The sequence below is a fragment of the Pelagicoccus sp. SDUM812005 genome (assembly GCF_031127875.1).
GTDB lineage: Bacteria > Verrucomicrobiota > Verrucomicrobiia > Opitutales > Opitutaceae > Pelagicoccus.
On the sequence record NZ_JARXIA010000011.1, the window covers coordinates 126292 to 145242 of the forward strand.

An 18951-nucleotide genomic window follows, 5' to 3' on the forward strand; every position below is an offset into this window, starting at 1 on the left:
GGAACGGCTAACCTTTTACCGCTATGTCTAAAGTGTTTCCAAAGTGGTCGAACGCGTTGCCACTGAAGATCGTTGTTTTCATCTTCGTCTTCGTGACTACGCTCCTTGCCGGCATCACCTACTACGTGACGCCGAATTACGTCAGAGTTGGCTATGAGCCAACCCAGCCGGTCCCATACGACCACAGTTTCCACGTGGGCGAGCTCGGGCTCGACTGCCGTTACTGTCACGATTCGGTCGACCAGTCTGACGTTGCGAACATCCCTGCTGCGGACACTTGCATGAAGTGTCACAGCATGATCAAGACGGACAGCGACCTGCTCGCTCCGATACGCGAGAGCTACGCCACCGGCGATCCGGTTGCTTGGAAGCGCGTCCACGAAGTGCCGGACTACGTCTACTTCAGCCACCAGGCTCACGTGACCCGCGGCGTTTCCTGCGTGGAATGTCACGGCCAGGTCAACGAGATGGAAGTCGTCTCCCACGCCGAGCCTATGAGCATGAGCTGGTGTCTCGACTGTCACCGCCATCCGGAAGAAGTCCTTCGTCCGGTCGACCAAGTCTTCAATCTCGACTGGGTACACCCAGGCGGAAAGCAGGGCCAGATCAAGGACGGCCTCAAGTTCGTTGAAGAACGCAACATCACTCCTCCTCAAAGCTGCACAGGCTGCCACCGATGAAACGCGCACCTTACAATCACCCTGAAACAGCGGAACTGTCAGGCCCGCGCTACTGGCGCAGCCTCGACGACTTGTCGCAATCTCCCGAATTCCTCGCTCAGGTAGAGCGCGAGTTCGGACCGGAAGCCTCCGAGATGAACGAAGTGGATCGTCGCCACTTCTTCAAGATCATGGCGGCATCCTTCGCGATCGGCGGACTCGGCTTTGCCGGCTGCCGCCGTCCGGAGTCCCATATCCTTCCGCATTCCAAGATGCCCGAGCACCAGATCCCTGGTCAGGCTCTTTATTATGCGACCGGTTTCCCGCTGCGCGGCGAAACGCTTCCGCTCCTTATCGAGACGCACACGGGCCGTCCCACCAAGGTGGAAGGCAACGCCGACCATCCCGGTTACAAGGGCGGCACCACCCGCAAGGCGCAGGCCGCCATCCTCGATCTTTACGATCCGGATCGCGCCACTGCCCATACCAAGGGCGGGTCCAAGATTAGCAACGCGGACGTCAACGATCTGCTTGCTTCTCTCAACAAGAAGTACGCCGCTTCCAACGGCAAGGGCGTCGCGGTTCTCGCCGAAAGCTCTTCCTCGCCAACGCGCCTTCGCCTCAAGAAAGCCTTCCTCAAGGCCTTCCCGCAAGCGACTTGGGCCGAGTACGACGCGATCGACGCGAGCAACGCTGGCATCGCAGCCGCCAAGGTTACGGGCAACGACAAGCTTCAGCCGAAGTACGACCTTTCCAAGGCCTCCCGCATCCTTGCGGTAGACGCTGACTTCCTCGACGAAGAGCAGGGCTCGGTACAGTTCTCCAAGCAGTTTGCAGAAGGCCGCCGCGTTCGTTCCAGCAAGGACGCGATGAATCGCCTCTATTCGGTAGAGAGCAATTTCTCGATCACTGGCGCCATGGCGGACCACCGCAAGCGTCTCGCTTCCAGCCAGATGGTTTCCTTCTTGGCGGCCGTCGCACTCGAGCTCGACCTCGGCGTAGAAGGCAATGCCCTGAACTCCGTTCTCAGCCCGCTCGCGAGCAAGCTCGACGCGGAGACTCAGGAATGGGCGGCCAAGTGCGCCGACGACCTCGCTCAGCACAAGGGCGAGAGCCTTGTCTTCGTAGGCCAGCACCTCTCGCCGGAAGCCCACGCTCTCGGCCTCTTGGTCAACGAGAAGCTCGGCAACCTGAAGAAGACTGTTTCCCTCGTTTCCATAGACAACGGCAAGACCGCTTCCATCCAGGACCTCGCATCCAGCATCGAGGCAGGATCGGTAAGCTCGCTCGTCATCCTGGGCGGCAATCCCGTGTACAACGCTCCGGCGGGAATCGACTTCTCGGCGCTTCTCGAGCAGGTAGGGGAGGTCGTTCGCCTCGGCTACTACGCCGACGAGACTTCCGAAAAGTCGACTTACCACATCACGCAAGCCCACTTCCTGGAAGCGTGGGGCGATGGCCGCACCTACGGTGGCGACGTGGTGGCGCAGCAGCCGATGATTCTTCCTCTCTTCGACGGCGTATCCGAAATCGAAGTACTCGCTCGCCTCGTTGGCGAAGCGAATCCGGACGGTTACAGCCTCGTGTACGCAACCTTCCAGGCTGCCAAGGGTACGCCCGGCAAGCGCGCCTTTGAAGCGTTCCTCAACGAAGGCTTCACCGCTGACGGCTACCGGGTTTCCAACAGCAACGTTTCCGGGCTCGAGCTCGCTAACCTGCTGAAGGGCTTCAAGGCTCCCGCGGCTCCGAGCAAGGACAGCCTCGAAGTTCGTTTCCTCAACGACGCATCCGTCGATGATGGCCGCTTCGCCAACAACGGTTGGTTGCAGGAGTGTCCGGACCCGATGACTAAGTTGACTTGGGATAACGCTATCATCGTTAGCCCCAAGTTTGCGAAGGATCTCGGCATCGTCGCTCCTGACTCCGCGATCCAAGTTGCCCGCAAGAACCCGAACAAGGTTCGCGACGGTCGCCAGTTCGCTTCGGTTGCTACCATCAAGGTGGACGGCCGCGAAGTTACCGGCGCGATCCACATCCAGCCCGGTCTCGACAACTACACGGTTGTATTGCCGCTTGGATACGGTCGCACCAAGACGGGCCGTGTTGGTACAGGCTCGGGCTTCAGCGCTTACGCGATCCGTTCGGCTGCCGCTTTCGTCACGAACGCGACCTTGGCCCTGACCGGCGCGGAATACCAGCTCGCGAGCACTCAAGAGCATTGGTCTATGGAAGGCCGCGCCATCGTTCGCGAAGGCAATCTCGAAGACTACGAGGCAGACAAGGATTTCGTATCCAAGATGGGCATGGAGTCGCACTCCCCAGCTATTTATGCTGGAGCCGAAGACATGCCGTTGCAGGAGAAGGTGAGCGAAACGCCTCGTGGCGGCTCTATCTACGAGCATCCGGATCTCACTGGCATCCACCAGTGGGGCATGAGCATCGACCTCAACGTTTGTACGGGTTGTAACTCTTGCGTTATCGCCTGTCAGAGCGAAAACAACATTCCGATCGTGGGACGCGACCAAGTTCGCCGTGGCCGCGAAATGCACTGGATTCGCCTCGACCGTTACTTCTCCTCTGGCGCGAAGGACAACACGGAGATCCCAGAGAATCCGCAGGCTTCGCTCCAGCCGATCGCGTGTATGCATTGCGAAACGGCGCCGTGTGAAACGGTTTGCCCTGTAAACGCGACGGTTCACGACGAAGAAGGCCTCAACGCCATGGCGTACAACCGTTGTATCGGTACCCGCTACTGCGCGAACAACTGTCCTTATAAGGTGCGCCGTTTCAACTTCTTCGATTACCAGCAACGCGAGCTCGATAAGCTCTACATGGGGCCGCTCGCTCCGAAGGGCATGCCGGAGCTCGTGCAGATGGCTCAGAATCCGGACGTATCCGTGCGCATGCGCGGCGTGATGGAGAAGTGTACTTTCTGCGTGCAGCGCATCAACCAGGCGAAGATCGCCCAGCAGGCCAAGGCCGGCGACGGCGGTGACGTACGAGTCCGCGACGGAGCGATCAAGGTCGCTTGCGAGCAGGCTTGTCCGACGGATGCTATCGTATTCGGTGACCTGAAGGACGCGAACAGCCGCGTTTCGCAACTTCGCGAAAACGAGCGTTCGTACTCGCTTCTTGGATACTTGAACACGCGTCCTCGCACCACGTTCATGGCTCGTATCCGCAATCCAAATCCGGAGATGCCAGATTACTACGAGATGCCTCTCTCCAAGAAGGAGTACAAGGCAAAGGCCCCGAAAGGAGCTTCCCACGATTCCCATGGCTCGCATGACGAAGACCACCACGACTCACACTCAGATACAGCTGAAGGAGGACACCACTAATGGCCGGCGCTAGCTCCCATTCTCAAGAAGTGAGACCCGCGATTCTCGATGAAGTGAATCCGGTCGATATCCCGCGCCAAGCGTGCGTGGATAACAACCGTTCCTTCAATTGGATCACTGAGAAAATCTGCGGTATCATCGAAGAGAAGACTCCTACCTGGTGGTGGGTGTGCTTCATCATCGCTTGCGCCACCGCAAGCTTCACCTTCATCGGTCTCGGATACCTCGTAGTCACGGGTGTCGGCGTTTGGGGTCTGGCCAATCCAGTTAACTGGGGTTGGGCGATCGTAAACTTCGTATTCTGGATCGGTATCGGCCACGCGGGTACGCTGATTTCGGCGATTCTCTGTCTGCTCCGGCAGAAGTGGCGTACTTCGATCAACCGCGCGGCGGAAGCGATGACGATCTTTGCGGTGGTCTGTGCGGGCTTGTTCCCGGTCTTCCACGTCGGTCGTGTCTGGTTCGCTCTCTATCCGGGCTATCTCTTCCCGTTCCCGAATGCGAACGGCATCTGGCCGAACTTCCGTTCGGCGCTGCTGTGGGACGTGTTCGCGGTATCGACTTACGGTACGGTTTCCGTGCTCTTCTGGTACATCGGCCTGATTCCTGACTTCGCGACCGTTCGCGACCGCGCCAAGACGAAGTTCCGCAAGATCGCCTACGGCATCGTGGCCATGGGCTGGCGCGGATCGAACCGCCACTGGAGCAACTACGAGATGCTTTACCTCATCTTGGCTGGTCTCTCCACGCCGCTGGTACTTTCGGTACACACTATCGTATCCTTCGACTTCGCGATCTCCTTGGTCCCTGGTTGGCACACCACCATTTTCCCGCCGTACTTCGTTGCTGGCGCGATCTTCTCCGGCTTCGGCATGGTTATCACCTTGATGCTGCCCCTGCGCGCCATCTACGGCCTGCAGGACCTCATCACCCAGTACCATATCGACTGTATGACCAAGATCATCTTGGCGACCGGTACCATGGTTGGTTACGCCTACGGCATGGAGTTCTTCATCGCTGCCTACGGCGCGAACGACTTCGAAATCTTCGCTTTCGTGAACCGCGCTTTCGGCAACTACGCCTGGGCGTACTGGATCATGATTTCCTGTAACGTTATCTCTCCTCAGTTCTTCTGGTTCAAAAGCATCCGCGAGAACACGACGCTGGTTTGGGTTATCTCCCTCTTCGTCAACGTCGGCATGTGGTTCGAGCGTTTCGTTATCACCGTGACCTCCCTGTCCCGTGACTTCCTTCCTTCGAGCTGGGGTTACTACTCTCCAACAGTGGTGGACATCTTCACTTACCTTGGAACTTTCGGTCTCTTCTCGGTGCTGTTCCTGCTCTTCCTTCGCTTCGTGCCTCTCATGGCCATGGCGGAAATCAAGGCAGTAACCCCGCAGGCTGATCCTCACCACGCGCACACTCACAAAGCCGGCAGCGGCGACTACGTTAATAACTAAAATGGCGGACAAATTTGGAATTCTCGCAAAGTTCGACACCCCGGCTGACATCATGCATGCGGCCGAGAAGGTGAGGGACGCTGGCTTCAAGCGCTGGGACGTGATCACGCCTTTTCCGATCCACGGCATGGACGGGGCCATGGGCCTCAAGCGCTCTTGGGTACCGCGTTTCACGATCGTGGGCGGCACGACCGGATTCATCACCGGTATGAGCATGATCTTCTTCACCAACGCGTTTGACTACAAGATCCTGATCGGCGGCAAGCCGCTCTTCAGCCCGTACTTCGCCTTCCCGGTGTCCTACGAGCTCACCATCCTCTTCTCTGCCTTTGCTTCGATCATCGGCATGTTCATCCTCAACAAGCTGCCAATGCATTACCATTCGGCGCTTAAGACCGAGAAGGTGGCGGAAATGTCCGACGACAAGTTCTTCCTCTACATCGAGTCTGAAGATCCACAGTACGACGACGTTAAGACGCGCTCCTTCATCGAGGGGCTGCATCCGGTCGAAGTTTCCGACATGGAGAAATAACGAGATGCGCTACGTATACCTGATATTTGCATTCGTCGTGATCGCGGCGGTAAGCGTGCTCGGCTTCCGAGGCACAAAGACGACAAAGCGTCCTCTCGAAATCTTCGACGACATGGACCACATGCCAAAGTACCATCCGCAGGCGGAGAGCGCCTTCTTCGCGGATGGACGCACCGACCGCTTGCCCGTTCCCGGCACGGTCGCTCGCGGCACGTTCGAGCCGGATGCCTACAAGGCGACCGGCAAGAACGGCGAGGCTTACGGCAACGGTTTCCCGATCGAGGTGACTCAAGCCGCCATGGAGCGCGGCGAGGAACGCTACAACATCTATTGTACGCCCTGCCACGGCGCTGCGGGTGACGGCCAAGGCCGCACGGCTGCCTTCGGCATGACGGCGATCGCCAACCTGACAGCTGCTCCTTACACGGACATGGCGGATGGCGAACTCTACCACTACATCGCAAACGGTAGCCGCAGCGGACGTATGTTCGGCTACAAGGAAAAGCTTTCGGTCGAAGACCGTTGGAAGGTCGTTCTCTACGTCCGCGCTCTCCAGCGCGCAGCGAACGGCTCCGTCAAAGATTTAACTCCTGCTAGCAAGGAGGAACTAGGACTATGAGTGCAGAACGCGACGCTTCGCTTCCGAACCCAACTAAGTGGCTATTGATCGGTGCCGTTGGCCTGATCATCTCGTTTATCGGCATGTTCGTCGATCCACGGATGGCCTCCTTCTGCTATCTGATCGGCATGATCTTCACCACGTCGATCACCATCGGAATGCTGTTCTTGGTGATGATTCACCATATCTTCGACGCCTACTGGTCGACCGTTATCCGTCGTCAGGCGGAGAACTTCCTCGCTGCCCTCCCATGGATGGCGGTGCTCTTCATCCCGCTCTTCCTCATCACGTACCTCTACAAGCAGGATACGCTTTGGATCTGGATGGATCTCGACCATGAGCTCCATGGACACGGCACCGTCGGAACGGATCCCCTCTACCTCAAGAAGACTTGGTGGTTGAGCGAGACCTTCTTCTGGATTCGCGCGGTGGTCTGCTTCCTCGCATGGATCTACTTCGCTCGCACCTTCCGTCGCAACTCCTTCTCCCAGGACGAAGACGGATCCGCAGAGCACACCTATTCGAGCCGCAAGCACGCCGCGGGTGGATTGATCGTGGTGGCCCTCACGTGGTCCATGGCCGGCTTCGACTGGATTATGTCCCTCGAGTACCACTGGTTCTCCACCATGTTCGGGGTTTGGTTCTTCGCCAATTCCATGCGCGCCGCGCTCGCGGTCTTGGTATTGGTCGCGGCCTTCCTGGTGGCGAAGGGGCCTCTCAAGGGCATCTTCAACACGAAGCACCTGCACGACCTCAGCACGTTGTGCTTCGCCTTCACGGTTTTCTGGGCCTACATCAGCTTCTCCCAGTACTTCCTGATCTGGAACGGAAACATTCCTGAAGAAACCTTCTGGTACAACTTCCGCGAGGAGGGCATGTGGTACGGCGTATCCATGTTCCTGATCTTCGGTCACTTCCTCTTCCCGTTCCTGTTCATGCTACAGTTTCCGCTGAAGACCAAGTACCCAGCCATGGTGTTCATGGCTTGCTGGATCCTCTTCATGCAGTTGTTCGATCTGATCTTCAACATCCTCCCGTCCTTGAAGGTGCATGGGCATACCGCTCAGCTTTTCCACCAGCCTCTCGGCTTCCTTTGGCTCGCAGCTTCCGTGCTGGGTGGCATCGGAGTCCTGCTCTGGGCGTATTGGACCAGCTACTACAAGGTTAAGATCATCCCAATTCGCGACCCTCGCATAGGGGAGTGCTTGAACCACAACCACTAGTTTCTCAAATGACACAAGCGCACACACCATCGCGTAGTTCATTCCCGGTCGTCGTCGCAATCATTGGATTGTTCCTGCTTTTCTGGTTCCTCACCAGCAAGGTATACGTCGACTCGACCGAGACTGAAGAAGTATCGAACTTCACAGTGCCAGACAAGACGCTTGCGGAACACCGCGGCGAGGCTGAGTCACTCCTCTCAACGACCAAGGTTACCGATGCCGCTAACGGCAAGGTTCGCCTTTCTATCGAGCGAGCTAAGGAGCTCGTGATCGCCGAAAACGCCAAGTAAGAGGTTTCTCGACGCCGCGTACTCGCACTCTCGAACTAAGCTATGAATTTGATCTGCAACCTCTTTTCGTCGGTCTTCCCCAGTCTGGGAGGCGACGGATCGCAGCGTGAAAGGGAACAGACGATCGACTCGTCCATGCGCTTCGCGGTGCTTGGGCTGATCAAGGGCTCAGTTTTCTGGCTGCTTGTCGCTTCCTTGCTCGGATTGATCGTTTCGATCAAGCTGCACTCTCCGTCCTACCTTTCCGAATACGGCTGGCTGAGCTATGGCAAGGCCTACCCCGCGTTCTGGAACGCATTGGTTTACGGATGGCTTTTCAACGCGGGCCTCGCTTGCGTGGCTTGGATCATCGCTCGTTTGGGCGGACGTCCGAGCGGGAACAGCGGTCTTCTCGCCATTTCCGGCGGCGCTTGGAACATCGCGGTGATCATCGGCCTGTTTGGCATCTTCAAGGGAGACCAGAATCCGTACCGCATGCTCGAATTCCCGAGCTACGCAGCTCCTTTCCTCTTCGCTGCGTTCATCGGAATCGGAATTTGGATACTGCTGGCCTTCAAGGCTCGCGCTTACCGTTCCTCCTACGCGTCCCAATGGTACGCCTTGGCGGGGGTGTTCAGCTTCGTTTGGATTTTCTCCATCGCTCAAGCCATGATCTTCTGCATGCCGGCCCAAGGCATTTTCCAGAGCGTCGTGGCTGCTTGGTTTGGAGGGAACCTGCTCGGCTTGGTCGTGGCGCCTTTCGCTTTTGCCACGATCTACTACTTGATTCCCAAGGCCCTCGGCCAGCACATCGTGGGCTACCGCCAGTCCGGCATCGCCTTCTGGAGCTGGATCTTTTTCTCCAGCGCGGCTGGCTTGGCTTCCTTGGTGAACGGTCCGTTCCCGGCATGGGTGGCCTCGGTAGGCGTGGTCGCTAGCTTCGGCCTCTTTTTGCCGCTTTCCGTATTTACGATGCAGTTCCTCTCTAGCTTGTTCGCAAGCTTTTCGAAGATCTGGGACACGCTTTCTGTGCGTTACGTCTTCTACGCGGTTTTCGCGTTCATCGTAGCCACCGCTTTGACGATCCTCGGTTCGCTGCGCGGAATTCAGGAAGTTACGCAGTTCAGCCAGTTCAACGACGGCGTGCGTTACCTTTTCCTCGTCGGCTTCGCGGGCATGGCTTTCACTGGGATGGTCTACTACATCTTGCCGCGCTTGCTCAACAAGGAGCTTCCCAACCCTTCGCTCGCGGATCTGCAGTTTTGGGTTCAGGGCCTCGGCATATTCCTCGTAACGGTAAGCTTGGTATACGGTGGCTGGGCCCATGGAGCCCTGCTTAACGGCAGCGACGCCGATACGATAGCGATCCTGCAGAACACAAAAACTTACCTCTTCCTGACGACCATCGGTTCGGTTCTGTTCGCGATCGGAAACTTCGCTTACGCCGTATCGTTCGTTTGGATACTCCTCTCTCCTCGCACTGAGAAAGAGCAATCCGCTGACTTGATCGAGCCAGCTCCTGAACTCGAGTACACGCACTCATGAACAGAGGACCTTTCATTTTTATCGGTGTGCTGATCATTGTCTCGCTCTCTTGGGCGGTGACTCTCGTCAAGCCAATCCAAGAAGCGGGCAACCTGGCTCCGATCGGCAAGGGCGAATCTCGCGTTCCGACCCTGCTGGCTGGCCTAGCGCTGCAAGGCCGCGAGGTCTACCAGGAGCAGGGGTGCGTGAATTGCCATACCCAGCAGACGCTGGCCACGGTTGGATCCGACATCGCTCGCGGATGGGGCGACCGTCAATCGATGCCGCTCGACTACGTGGACCAGAGCCCAGTTTTCACGGGCTACAACCGAGTCGGTCCGGATCTCGCGAACGTCGGCACCCGCCGCACGGATGCCGACTGGCACTACCTGCACTTCTACAATCCGCAGATCACTTCGCCTGGCAGCAACATGCCTCCTTACGCTTTCCTTTTCGAAACGCGCAAGATCATTGGCCCCGCCTCGAATCGAGCGCTCGACTTGCCGGAAGGCTACCGTCCGGAAGAGGGCTACGAAGTGGTTCCCACTCCCGAAGCGAACGCCTTGGTTGCCTACATGCTGGGACTCAGCCAAGCCTACGACATTGAAGAGGCTCCCACGCCTGAAAAGCTCGCCTACAAGTGATGCAAGACGATCAAGAACAACCACATTTGCCAGGAGTCGACGCTAGCAAGGCGAGCGACGAGAGCGTTTTGCGCGTGCACGCCCAGATTCGCCGCAAGCGTATCGAGGGATCGCCGGTCGCGTTTTTCACCGCCGCCGCTTTGATCATCGTCTTCGTTTTCGCTTGGTTCTACCAACGTCGCTATTTCGCGGAATACGATTCCAAGGGCGTACTCGCCGAAAGGCAGCACATCGCTGCCATGGAAGCCTACAAGAACCGTCCGCAGGAGCCCGAAGGTCCAGTCGTCATCGATGGCGGCAAGCTTTACGCCCAGCAGTGCGTTGCCTGTCACCAGGCATCTGGCCAAGGCCTTGCGGGAGCGTTTCCTCCGCTGGCTGGCTCGGAATGGGTTACAGGGGCGCCGGAGATCCCGATCAAGGTTCTGCTCTCCGGTCTCGGCGGAGAAATCCAAGTCAAGGGCAGCACCTACAATGGCGCGATGCCAGCGTTCGGTGCGGTGTTCGACGATGCTGAAATCGCTGCGGTCGTAACTTACATCCGGGGCGAGTGGGATAACGGAGCCAGCGAGGTGACAGCCGAGCAGGTTGCGGCCATCCGATCGGAGATCGGCTCCCGTGGCGCTTGGACCGCCGCTGAGTTGGCGGAACACTTCTAGGATTTTTCCCTAACGAAACTTTTTCAGGCCATCCCTCGGCGGGATGGCCTTTTTTTGGCTTCTTACCATTTCGAGCGCAGGGGAGGGGTCGGGGAAGGCAGGCCCGATTCGTTGTTTCCGTATCTGCGGGGCATGTTTTTTTCGCTTGGGATTGTCTCGGCGAGGATCTCGCCTAGGTATTTTTGAGATTGTTCTGCGAAATGTTGCCCTGGAGTAAACGATACATGGAAGTTCGGTACCCGAGCCGAATGCGCGCAAGCGCTTGGATGGACGCGTGGCGGGGGGCGCTCCGGGTAGCAGCCTTGCTCGGTATCAGTTTTTGCGGCACTGTTTCTGTCGCGGACACGGGCGATCTGATGTCCTTGAGTCTGGATGAGCTGCTGGATGTGAGGATCACCGGAGCTTCGCTGATCGAAGAGAAGCAACGATGGGCCCCGGTCTCGACCACTGTGTTCACGGGGGAAGAGATAAAACGCATGGGGGTGGAAAGCATCGAGGCTTTGATGGATTACGTTCCCGGTTTCCAATCCTACCAGATGGGCGAGTCGGGCCATTCCCTGCCGTTTTCTTCGCGGGGGCGGAAGGTGGGTACCACCAGTCGAGAGGTGCTCGTCTTGCTGGATGGAGAGCGAGTGGATACAACGCTTTATGGCGGCGGCGCCTTTGCGGTTCCATTGATCTCGACCCGTAGCGTCGAGCGAGTCGAATACCTGAGGGGCCCCGGCTCGGCCTTGTACGGAACCGGAGCCTTTCTCGGCACGGTGAATATTGTTACTCGCAGGAACGCTCGAAGCTATGGAGCTCAAGTGGGCGCGAACGGCAGCCGCGAAGCCTACTTGTCCGCCAGCGGGGATACGGGGCCGCTTTCTTATAGCGTAAGTTTGCGGGCCTATGAGGACGATGGCGAGCGCCTGGCTGCCTACGATCCCTTTTCCGGATTTACCGAAACGACCGACCCTTTTACCGGTGAAGACCTCTCCTTGGGTCTTGAGCTCGAAGGGTGGCGGCTTACGTATCGGCGGAACCGTCGTCTGGCCGAGGACTTCTACGTGGTCGGGACTTTGAAGGATGGTTTCAACAAGTACGAAACGGTGTACGAAAGCGTCCACCTCCGTAAGTCGAAGGATTGGTCCAGGGAGCACCGGACCGAGTTTTCCCTAGGCTGGAAGGATTGGGAAGAGCAGGTCCGTTTCGTCTTTTTGCCGGAGGGGTACCTATCGGATGTGAGCGAGCCGGCGAGCGACGCTGAATTTCAGGCGAATACGCTTTTGAGGGAAAAGGAGTGGGGCGCGCGAGCGGTTCACGAATGGTGGTTCGGCAGCGAGGGGAGCTTGGTGTTCGGCGGGGAGTGGAGGTCTCCCCGGCTTAAGCAGGGTGAGGCCTACAGCAACTATGACCTCGGCGCGCTGGCGCGCGGGGATTTTCCGCTGCGCTACTATGGCGATTTGGACCAATCGACTCCCTTGTACGCGAAGAACGATCGCGAAGTCTTAGGCGCCTTCGGTCAGTTGAAGACGCATTTGGGTCATGACTGGCGTTTGACCTTAGGGCTTCGGTACGACCGGGACAGCTTGGTGTCCTCTCGCATTTCTCCGCGCTTCGGCTTGGTAAAGGATTTCGGGGAACGCGGACTGGTGCTCAAGTTCTTGTACAGCGAGGCGTTTCGCAGCCCTTCGTCGGTAGAAATGTTCACCATGAACAATCCCTTGATCATCGGGAATCCGGGATTGAAGCCGGAGGTGGTAGAGACTTGGGAAGTCGTCGCTCTCAAGGAGTTTGAGAATCAAGCTCTGAGCGCATCCCTCTTTGAGAATCGCTTTCGTGATTCCATCGTGAACGGGTTCATCGACGGGACTCGAACGTTCGTGAATAGCGAAGAGGAGCGGAACCGCGGGCTCGAGCTCGAGTATCGGATCCAGGCGAGCGAATCCTTGCTGCTGCGTTCTTCCTACACCCGTTTCTTTTCCCAGCCGGAATCGACCTTTCGGGAGGCGAGTTCCTTGGCGTCGTGGGCAGCCAACTACGAGCTCGATCGCTGGAACGTTTCGCTCGGTAGCTCCTACCATGGCGAGCGCTCGATGCTGACCCCGGTCGAAGGCGAGCACTTGGAGCTCGATTCTTATTGGAGTACCAGGGGTAGCATTCGCTACGAGGTGAACGAGGCGGTCGACCTTTACGTTCATGTGCTAAACGCTCTGGACGAACGGTTCCAAACGCCGCCCCAAGTCGAAACCTTGATCAGCGGTCTCGAGAACCGTGGCCGGCAATTCCGCATCGGATTCGATGCGGAATTCTAGGGAGTCTTCTAGCTCTGGGAGAGCTCGATGGAGCGGTCTGCCGCGTCTTGGGTGGACTGGTCGATGATGGCAGGCAGTCCTTGGCGGTCCAAGCTGGTGAGCAGGGCATGGGTGACGCCATTGGGCGAAACCACCTCGTCGATGAGGTCCTGGGGATCGCGCTTGCTGGCCATGAGCAGCTCGAGGGAGCCGATTCCGGTTTCGGCTGCTAGCTGGAGGGCAAGGTTCTTGTCGAGTCCGCGCTTGTCGGCTGCTTCGCTGATGAGCTGGGCGATGCGGAAGTAGAAGGCCGGGCCGCATCCGTTGATAACGGTGGCGACGTGTAGTTGGTCTTCCACTACCTCGTAGGAGGTGCCGAGCGAGGCGAGCACTTCGTCGACGGTCTTCTTCTGAGCTTCGCTCGGGGCTTGCTCGAAGCAGTAGGTGGATACTCCCTTGCCGATTTGGGAAGGGGTGTTCGGCATGACGCGGACCAGGTTGGCAGCGTCGGGAAAGACGGCTTTCATGGAGGCGAGGGTGCGTCCTGCTAGAACGGATACGACGAGCTTGCCAGTGGCAGCTTTCGCTTCTTCTTCCGTTATGGTCTCCAAATGCTGCGGCTTGAAGGCGAGGACGATAATGTCCGATTGCTCGATAAGCTCTCGTTTGCTGGAAGCGACTTTCGCTCCTGTTTGCTCCGCCATTTTGGCGGAACCTTTTCCTGAGGCGCTGATGCACTGGAGGGCGTCTGCTGAGCAAACTCCCTTAGCGACCAATCCGTTTGCGATGGCGCGGCCCATGTTGCCGGCACCGATGAATCCGATTTTCATAGTTCTATCCTCCTTGGGAGGTCAGGGAAGGCGCGAGTCCGTCTGGCGAGGGACTAGCGTTCTTCTCGGTTGATAGGGTGGGTGAATTTCGCGGTGACGCCTTGTCCGTCGTCGTTCGGCGAGATGCTGATCTCGCCGCCAAGGGTGCGTATCGCGTGGCGGGCAACAGTAAGCCCCATGCCAACACCAACAGTGTTCTTCGTGCTGATGAAAGGTTCGAACATGTTCTCCTCGACTTCCGGATCGATGCCGCGTCCTTGGTCGATGATGCAGAACTCGATGTCTTGCTCGTTCTGCGAGACGACCAAGTTGATCGGGCGCTCGCCCGCAAAGTCCGGGCCATAGCTTTCCCAGGCGTTGATCACGAGCTTGGAGAGGGCGTCTTCGAAGGCCTCGATGTTCGTCTTGATGAAAATTTCGCCGACTTGGTTTTGCACTTCTACGTCGTAGTCGCGGTTGCTGTCTTCTTGAGCGCGACGCAGGCTGCCGGAGATGAGGCGCTCCAGTCCCATCTCGTGGAGAGGGAGGCGGGTGGTGAAGGCGACGGTACTGAGCTGCTTGATGATGCCGACGATGCGATTGGAGGCGGACTCCACGCGGGCGATGTTCTTGAGGACCTTGTCCGGGTCCTTGTAGTTGACCTTGGCCAGCTCGAGGTAGCCCATGACGACGCCGAGCAGGTTGTTCAGGTTGTGGGCGATGCCTTGAGTGAGGGCGCCGATGGCGGCGGAGCGGCGGGATTCGCCGAGGCGGCGGGTCAGCTCCACGTTTGCCTTGTTGATGGCGAGGTAGCTGAGCTGGGTGCGCACGCGGGCGATGGTTTCGTCGAGGTCGATCGGTTTGGTGATGTAGTCGACGGCGCCGGCTTCGAGTCCCTCCAGCTTGCCTTTCTTGGAATTATGGGCGGTGACGAAGATGACGGGGATGGCGTTGGTTCGCTTGTCCTCGCGCAGCTTGGCGCAAACGGCGAAGCCATCCATGCCCGGCATCATGACGTCGAGCAGGATCAGGTCCGGTCGTTCCTCCTTGGCGACTTCCAAGCACGCTTCGCCGTTGGTCGCGGTCAGCACTGTGATCCCATCCCATTCCAGTTTGCGTTGCAGCAGTTGGATATTGATCGGCTCGTCGTCGACGACGAGCACTGTGCTTTGGGTTTTAGGCAGGTCTTGGGTTGAAGGAAGTTCGCTCATTCAGGAAGCGTTAGTGCTGTTGCAGGAGGGATTGTTTAGGAACCTGACTGAAGTTGGTGAGCTTTGAAAGTGTTTTTCATCAACATCGCCACCGTCATGGGGCCGACGCCGCCGGGGACTGGCGTAATGCGGGAGGCTTTCGGTTCGACGGCGGCGAAATCGACGTCGCCCACGAGCCTGTATCCAGACTTCTTGGAAGCATCTTCGACGCGGTTGATGCCGACGTCGATGACGACGGCGCCCTCCTTGACCATGTCTGCGGTGACGAAATTCGGGCTACCGATGGCGGCGACCACGACGTCGCCGGCGCGGACCACTTCCGGCAGGTTTTTGGTGCGGGAGTGGCAAACGGTGACGGTCGCGTTGGCATGGGCGCCCTTTTGCATGGCGAGCAGGGCGAAGGTCTTGCCGACGATGAGGCTACGGCCGATGACGACGACGTGCTTGCCTTCGAGGGAGATGCCTTCCCGCTGGCAGATCTCGATGATGCCCGCGGGGGTGCAGGAGGCGAAGCCGTTCGGGTCTTCCTGCACGACGCGGCCCGCGTTTTGCACGTGGAAGCCGTCGACGTCCTTGTTGGGATCGATCCGGTTGAAGGCGGCTTGCTCGTCGAGTCCGTTGGGAAGGGGGGATTGGATGAGGATGCCGTGCACGGAGCTGTCGGCGTTGAGCTCGTCGACCTTGGCGAAGAGTTCCTCTTGCGTGATGGTCTCGGGGAGCTCGAAGAGCAGGGGCTTGATGCCGATCTTCTCTGCGGTGCGGTTCTTTTGGCGAACGTAGGAAACGGAGGCTGGGTCTTCGCCGACGCGGATAAAGGCGATGCAAGGCTTCTGCCCTTCGATTTTAGAGACCGACTCGGTTAGTTCGGATACGATATCTTGAGAGATTTTTTTTCCGTCGATGAGTTTCATGGAGAGGAGGTTTTGAAGTGGGACGATCGGGAAGCGGCGTGGAAGGCAGCTTAAAATGCTTTCTTGATGGATTGCGCGGTGAGGATGACGTCGTCGCTGTCTTCCTTTTGCTTCAGGATTCCGGATACGCGCACTTCCTTGTTGATAAAGTCTTCGACGTGTATCCGCTCGGGCACTTCGGAGGTATCGATGAAGGCGAGGGCTTTCCCGTCTAGGCCGGCCAGCTTGTAGGACATGCCGGTACGGTTCTTGCCGAGCATGCCGGTCTTTTCGAAGCGGCCGACCAGTTCGGTGATGGCGGCGGCAGGGGCTTGGGACGATGTCGATGCCTGGGGAATCGGATCGGTCGCCAAGCTGGTCACGATGCTGCTGGCTTCGATGGAAGAGCTTTGGATGTAGCCGACGATGATGGTCTCGAGCTGGACTTTGCAGTACCAGGTATCGACGCTGAGGATGTCCATCTTGTCCTTGTCGGTGGCGACCGCGAGGGTGGGCGCTTCGTTGGTCGGGGCGGTCAAGTAGGGGCGGCCCGGCTTGGCGGAGAGGTCCTTGGCGATGTCGTTGTTGTCGAGGTAGACCTCGAAGGTGTCGCGGTAGTAGATGGGCTGCCAGCCCTCGACCGGCTCTACGCCGCGCGGCCAATGGGCGGGAACGGCGAGGGAAATCGCTTCGAGCTCGCCTACTTGGAGGGAGTCCTCGGCGGCGTCTAGGTAGACGGGGATGCCGTCTGCGGCGGAAGCGATGGAGGCTAGGACGAAAGCAAGGGATGCGATGATTAGCTTCATGGTCGTTTGGTTTTAAGGGAGTTTACAGGTCGGTGTCGGCCTTGAAGAGCAGGCTGATTTCGCGGGAGGTGAGGGCGATTCCGGCACCTTTGGGCATGCCCTTGATGCTGTATCGACCGATCTGATACCGCTTTAGCTTTTTTACGTCGAAGTGGAGAGCTTGGAAGAGGCGGCGGATCTCGCGCTTCTTGCCGTGGTGCATGGCTAGGTCGAGCTCCGTGGACTCCTCCTTGTTCTTGTCTCCTGCGAAGACCGCCTTTTCCACTTTTAGTTTCTCGCCTTCCACGGTGACGCCGCGCATGAGGCGGAAGAGCTTGGATCGCGGGTAGGGTTGCTTGAGCGAGACTTGGTAGCGCTTGGTGATGAGGTTGGACGGGTGCATGAGGCGGTTGGCCAGGTCTCCGTCGTTGGTGAGGATGAGCAGACCCTCCGAGTCCTTGTCCAGGCGGCCGGCGCAGAAGAGGCGTTCGCCGGTGAAATCTTTCGGCAGGAGGTCGAAAACGGTGCGTTCGTTGTGCGGGTCGTCGTTGCTGCAGATGAAGCCCTTCGGCTTGTTGAGGGCGATGACGAGCTGCTTCTTGCTCTTGACCGACTTGACGCGGCGTCCGTTGAGGCGCACGTCGTCGACTCCGGGTTGGACTTTGGAGCCCAGTTCAGCGGTTTTGCCGTTGATGGTGACTTCCCCGTTCTTGATGTATTCCTCCGCGACGCGTCGCGAGCAAAGGCCGGCGTCGGCGAGGAGTTTTTGAGTTCTTATCAGTTGTGGCGAGTCCATCGGAAAAAACGGCAGATCGTGCAGGGGAAACGGGCCGTGGCAATGTTTCTTATGCCTGAGAATTGCTTTCCCTAAAACTATCGTTGCCAAGCGGCAGGCGAGGCGTAGTCCTTTTTGTCTTTTGGTAGCCAGACCGTGGCGGTCGAGCTCGAAAACCGCAACCTTTCCCAATCTATGAACCTCACTTTCGACAACAAAGTTGCCCTCGTAACCGGAGCGGGCCGCGGTATCGGCCGCGCGATCGCCGAATCCCTCGCCAAGGAAGGCGTCACCGTGATCTGCGTTTCGCAGTCCGAGTCCTCTTGCGGAGCGGCCGCGGAAGCCATCAACGCTTCCGGCGGCAAGGCAGTTGCTAGGGCGGTCGACGTGGGCGACAAGGTCGCAGTGGCCAAGGTCTGCGAAGAGCTGCTCGCGGAGTTCGGCAATATCGACATCCTGGTAAACAACGCCGGCATCACCCGCGACAACCTCCTTTTCCGCATGAGCGAAGAGGATTGGGAAGATGTGGTTTCCACTAACTTGAACAGCGTTTTCTACTGGGTGAAGGGCTTGGCTCGCCCTATGACCCGCAAGCGCTTCGGTCGGGTGATCAATATCACGTCCGTTTCGGGCATCATGGGCAACGCTGGCCAGACCAACTACTCTGCGGCCAAGGCAGGCATGATCGGTTTCACCAAGAGCCTCGCTCGCGAGCTGGCTTCCCGCAGCATCACGGTCAACGCGGTGGCTCCGGGATTCATCAAGACGGATATGACCTCCAAGCTGGCCGATTCCGCGCTGGATATGATCCTGCCGCAAATCCCGCTCAAGCGCATGGGCGAGGCGGCGGATATCGCCAACATGGTCACGTACTTAGCGTCCGAGGAAGCTAATTATATCACGGGCCAAGTTTTTACCGTTGACGGCGGCATGGCGATGTGATCCCTCGTGAATTTTATAACTTATTTTTTGACCGAAAATGGCTGACGAAAAAACAATCGAACAACGGGTCTCTGAGATCATCGTAAACCAGCTCAACGTCAACGAAGAGCAGATCACTCCAGGTGCATCTTTCCTCGACGATTTGGGCGCTGACTCTCTCGATACAGTCGAGCTTATCATGGCCTTCGAAGAAGAGTTCAAGGATGAGATCAACGGTGAGATTCCTGAGTCCGACGCTGAAAAGCTGCAGACTGTTGGCGATGTAATCAGCTACATCAACGGCAAGGCTGGCGCGTAAGCGACCGAGCTTTATAAATCAATTTTCGACGAGAGTCG

General features: G+C 58.1%; 18 protein-coding genes. 13 read left to right on the forward strand and 5 right to left on the reverse strand.

From position 1 onward, the window contains the following. Positions 1 to 23 precede the first annotated feature (23 nt). The 11 genes from QEH57_RS14185 (at position 24) to QEH57_RS14235 (ending at position 13224) form a co-directional block, all read left to right on the forward strand. Positions 24 to 680, forward strand: coding sequence for a cytochrome c3 family protein (locus tag QEH57_RS14185; protein ID WP_309007408.1), 657 nt, complete (start codon positions 24 to 26; stop codon positions 678 to 680). Further along, on the forward strand, positions 677 to 4000 hold the full coding sequence (locus QEH57_RS14190) for a TAT-variant-translocated molybdopterin oxidoreductase (RefSeq protein ID WP_309007409.1): 3324 nt from the start codon (positions 677 to 679) through the stop codon (positions 3998 to 4000). The genes QEH57_RS14185 and QEH57_RS14190 overlap by 4 nt, the downstream gene beginning before the upstream one ends. Further along, on the forward strand, positions 4000 to 5460 hold the full coding sequence (gene nrfD, locus QEH57_RS14195; protein ID WP_343224780.1) for an NrfD/PsrC family molybdoenzyme membrane anchor subunit: 1461 nt from the start codon (positions 4000 to 4002) through the stop codon (positions 5458 to 5460). Before QEH57_RS14190 ends, nrfD begins: the two co-directional genes overlap by 1 nt. A gap of 1 nt (position 5461) precedes the next feature. Continuing rightward, on the forward strand, positions 5462 to 5992 hold the full coding sequence (locus tag QEH57_RS14200; RefSeq protein WP_309007411.1) for a DUF3341 domain-containing protein: 531 nt from the start codon (positions 5462 to 5464) through the stop codon (positions 5990 to 5992). 4 nt (positions 5993 to 5996) lie between these two features. After that, the gene (locus QEH57_RS14205; RefSeq protein WP_309007412.1) at positions 5997 to 6611 is read left to right on the forward strand and encodes a cytochrome c; all 615 of its coding nucleotides are present in this window, start codon (positions 5997 to 5999) and stop codon (positions 6609 to 6611) included. Beyond that, on the forward strand, positions 6608 to 7834 hold the full coding sequence (locus QEH57_RS14210; RefSeq protein WP_309007413.1) for a hypothetical protein: 1227 nt from the start codon (positions 6608 to 6610) through the stop codon (positions 7832 to 7834). The genes QEH57_RS14205 and QEH57_RS14210 overlap by 4 nt, the downstream gene beginning before the upstream one ends. Positions 7835 to 7842: 8 nt before the next feature. Beyond that, positions 7843 to 8124, forward strand: coding sequence for a hypothetical protein (locus tag QEH57_RS14215; protein WP_309007414.1), 282 nt, complete (start codon positions 7843 to 7845; stop codon positions 8122 to 8124). 42 nt (positions 8125 to 8166) lie between these two features. After that, positions 8167 to 9648, forward strand: coding sequence for a cbb3-type cytochrome c oxidase subunit I (locus QEH57_RS14220; RefSeq protein ID WP_309007415.1), 1482 nt, complete (start codon positions 8167 to 8169; stop codon positions 9646 to 9648). Beyond that, entirely contained in the window at positions 9645 to 10271 is a 627-nt protein-coding gene (locus QEH57_RS14225; RefSeq protein WP_309007416.1) for a cbb3-type cytochrome c oxidase subunit II, read from the forward strand. Before QEH57_RS14220 ends, QEH57_RS14225 begins: the two co-directional genes overlap by 4 nt. Beyond that, complete coding sequence (locus tag QEH57_RS14230; protein ID WP_309007417.1) at positions 10271 to 10927, forward strand: cytochrome c; 657 nt, start codon at positions 10271 to 10273, stop codon at positions 10925 to 10927. The genes QEH57_RS14225 and QEH57_RS14230 overlap by 1 nt, the downstream gene beginning before the upstream one ends. Positions 10928 to 11283: 356 nt before the next feature. Beyond that, a complete protein-coding gene (locus QEH57_RS14235) occupies positions 11284 to 13224 on the forward strand; it encodes a TonB-dependent receptor (protein WP_309007418.1) in 1941 nt (646 codons plus the stop codon). 8 nt (positions 13225 to 13232) lie between these two features. Here QEH57_RS14235 and proC read toward each other — a convergent pair whose 3' ends face one another. The 5 genes from proC to QEH57_RS14260 are packed head-to-tail and all read right to left on the reverse strand — an operon-like array spanning position 13233 to position 17694. Then, on the reverse strand, positions 13233 to 14033 hold the full coding sequence (gene proC, locus QEH57_RS14240; RefSeq protein ID WP_309007419.1) for a pyrroline-5-carboxylate reductase: 801 nt from the start codon (positions 14031 to 14033) through the stop codon (positions 13233 to 13235). 53 nt (positions 14034 to 14086) lie between these two features. Further along, positions 14087 to 15223: a hybrid sensor histidine kinase/response regulator gene (locus tag QEH57_RS14245; RefSeq protein WP_309007420.1), complete on the reverse strand. Its 1137-nt coding sequence runs from the start codon at positions 15221 to 15223 to the stop codon at positions 14087 to 14089. Positions 15224 to 15258: 35 nt separating this feature from the next. Next, positions 15259 to 16134, reverse strand: coding sequence for a bifunctional methylenetetrahydrofolate dehydrogenase/methenyltetrahydrofolate cyclohydrolase FolD (folD, locus tag QEH57_RS14250; protein ID WP_309007421.1), 876 nt, complete (start codon positions 16132 to 16134; stop codon positions 15259 to 15261). Between the two features lie 50 nt (positions 16135 to 16184). After that, positions 16185 to 16919: a hypothetical protein gene (locus tag QEH57_RS14255; RefSeq protein WP_309007422.1), complete on the reverse strand. Its 735-nt coding sequence runs from the start codon at positions 16917 to 16919 to the stop codon at positions 16185 to 16187. A 22-nt stretch (positions 16920 to 16941) separates the two neighbouring features. Next, complete coding sequence (locus QEH57_RS14260) at positions 16942 to 17694, reverse strand: pseudouridine synthase (protein WP_309007423.1); 753 nt, start codon at positions 17692 to 17694, stop codon at positions 16942 to 16944. A gap of 174 nt (positions 17695 to 17868) precedes the next feature. Here QEH57_RS14260 and fabG point away from each other — a divergent pair, with 174 nt between their 5' ends. Beyond that, entirely contained in the window at positions 17869 to 18615 is a 747-nt protein-coding gene (gene fabG / locus QEH57_RS14265; RefSeq protein WP_309007424.1) for a 3-oxoacyl-[acyl-carrier-protein] reductase, read from the forward strand. Between the two features lie 37 nt (positions 18616 to 18652). Further along, positions 18653 to 18913, forward strand: a complete 261-nt coding sequence (gene acpP / locus QEH57_RS14270; protein WP_185658393.1) for an acyl carrier protein — start codon at positions 18653 to 18655, stop codon at positions 18911 to 18913. The last annotated feature ends 38 nt before the right edge of the window (positions 18914 to 18951 follow it).

Excerpts from the sequence above, each read along its gene's own strand:
- QEH57_RS14185 (WP_309007408.1), top strand. The coding sequence starts at position 24 with ATGTCTAAAGTGTTTCCAAAGTGGTCGAACGCGTTGCCACTGAAGATC.
- QEH57_RS14190 (WP_309007409.1), top strand. The coding sequence starts at position 677 with ATGAAACGCGCACCTTACAATCACCCTGAAACAGCGGAACTGTCAGGC.
- nrfD (WP_343224780.1), top strand. The coding sequence starts at position 4,000 with ATGGCCGGCGCTAGCTCCCATTCTCAAGAAGTGAGACCCGCGATTCTC.
- QEH57_RS14200 (WP_309007411.1), top strand. The coding sequence starts at position 5,462 with ATGGCGGACAAATTTGGAATTCTCGCAAAGTTCGACACCCCGGCTGAC.
- QEH57_RS14205 (WP_309007412.1), top strand. The coding sequence starts at position 5,997 with ATGCGCTACGTATACCTGATATTTGCATTCGTCGTGATCGCGGCGGTA.
- QEH57_RS14210 (WP_309007413.1), top strand. The coding sequence starts at position 6,608 with ATGAGTGCAGAACGCGACGCTTCGCTTCCGAACCCAACTAAGTGGCTA.
- QEH57_RS14215 (WP_309007414.1), top strand. The coding sequence starts at position 7,843 with ATGACACAAGCGCACACACCATCGCGTAGTTCATTCCCGGTCGTCGTC.
- QEH57_RS14220 (WP_309007415.1), top strand. The coding sequence starts at position 8,167 with ATGAATTTGATCTGCAACCTCTTTTCGTCGGTCTTCCCCAGTCTGGGA.
- QEH57_RS14225 (WP_309007416.1), top strand. The coding sequence starts at position 9,645 with ATGAACAGAGGACCTTTCATTTTTATCGGTGTGCTGATCATTGTCTCG.
- QEH57_RS14230 (WP_309007417.1), top strand. The coding sequence starts at position 10,271 with ATGCAAGACGATCAAGAACAACCACATTTGCCAGGAGTCGACGCTAGC.
- QEH57_RS14235 (WP_309007418.1), top strand. The coding sequence starts at position 11,284 with ATGTCCTTGAGTCTGGATGAGCTGCTGGATGTGAGGATCACCGGAGCT.
- proC (WP_309007419.1), bottom strand. The coding sequence starts at position 14,033 with ATGAAAATCGGATTCATCGGTGCCGGCAACATGGGCCGCGCCATCGCA.
- QEH57_RS14245 (WP_309007420.1), bottom strand. The coding sequence starts at position 15,223 with ATGAGCGAACTTCCTTCAACCCAAGACCTGCCTAAAACCCAAAGCACA.
- folD (WP_309007421.1), bottom strand. The coding sequence starts at position 16,134 with ATGAAACTCATCGACGGAAAAAAAATCTCTCAAGATATCGTATCCGAA.
- QEH57_RS14255 (WP_309007422.1), bottom strand. The coding sequence starts at position 16,919 with ATGAAGCTAATCATCGCATCCCTTGCTTTCGTCCTAGCCTCCATCGCT.
- QEH57_RS14260 (WP_309007423.1), bottom strand. The coding sequence starts at position 17,694 with ATGGACTCGCCACAACTGATAAGAACTCAAAAACTCCTCGCCGACGCC.
- fabG (WP_309007424.1), top strand. The coding sequence starts at position 17,869 with ATGAACCTCACTTTCGACAACAAAGTTGCCCTCGTAACCGGAGCGGGC.
- acpP (WP_185658393.1), top strand. The coding sequence starts at position 18,653 with ATGGCTGACGAAAAAACAATCGAACAACGGGTCTCTGAGATCATCGTA.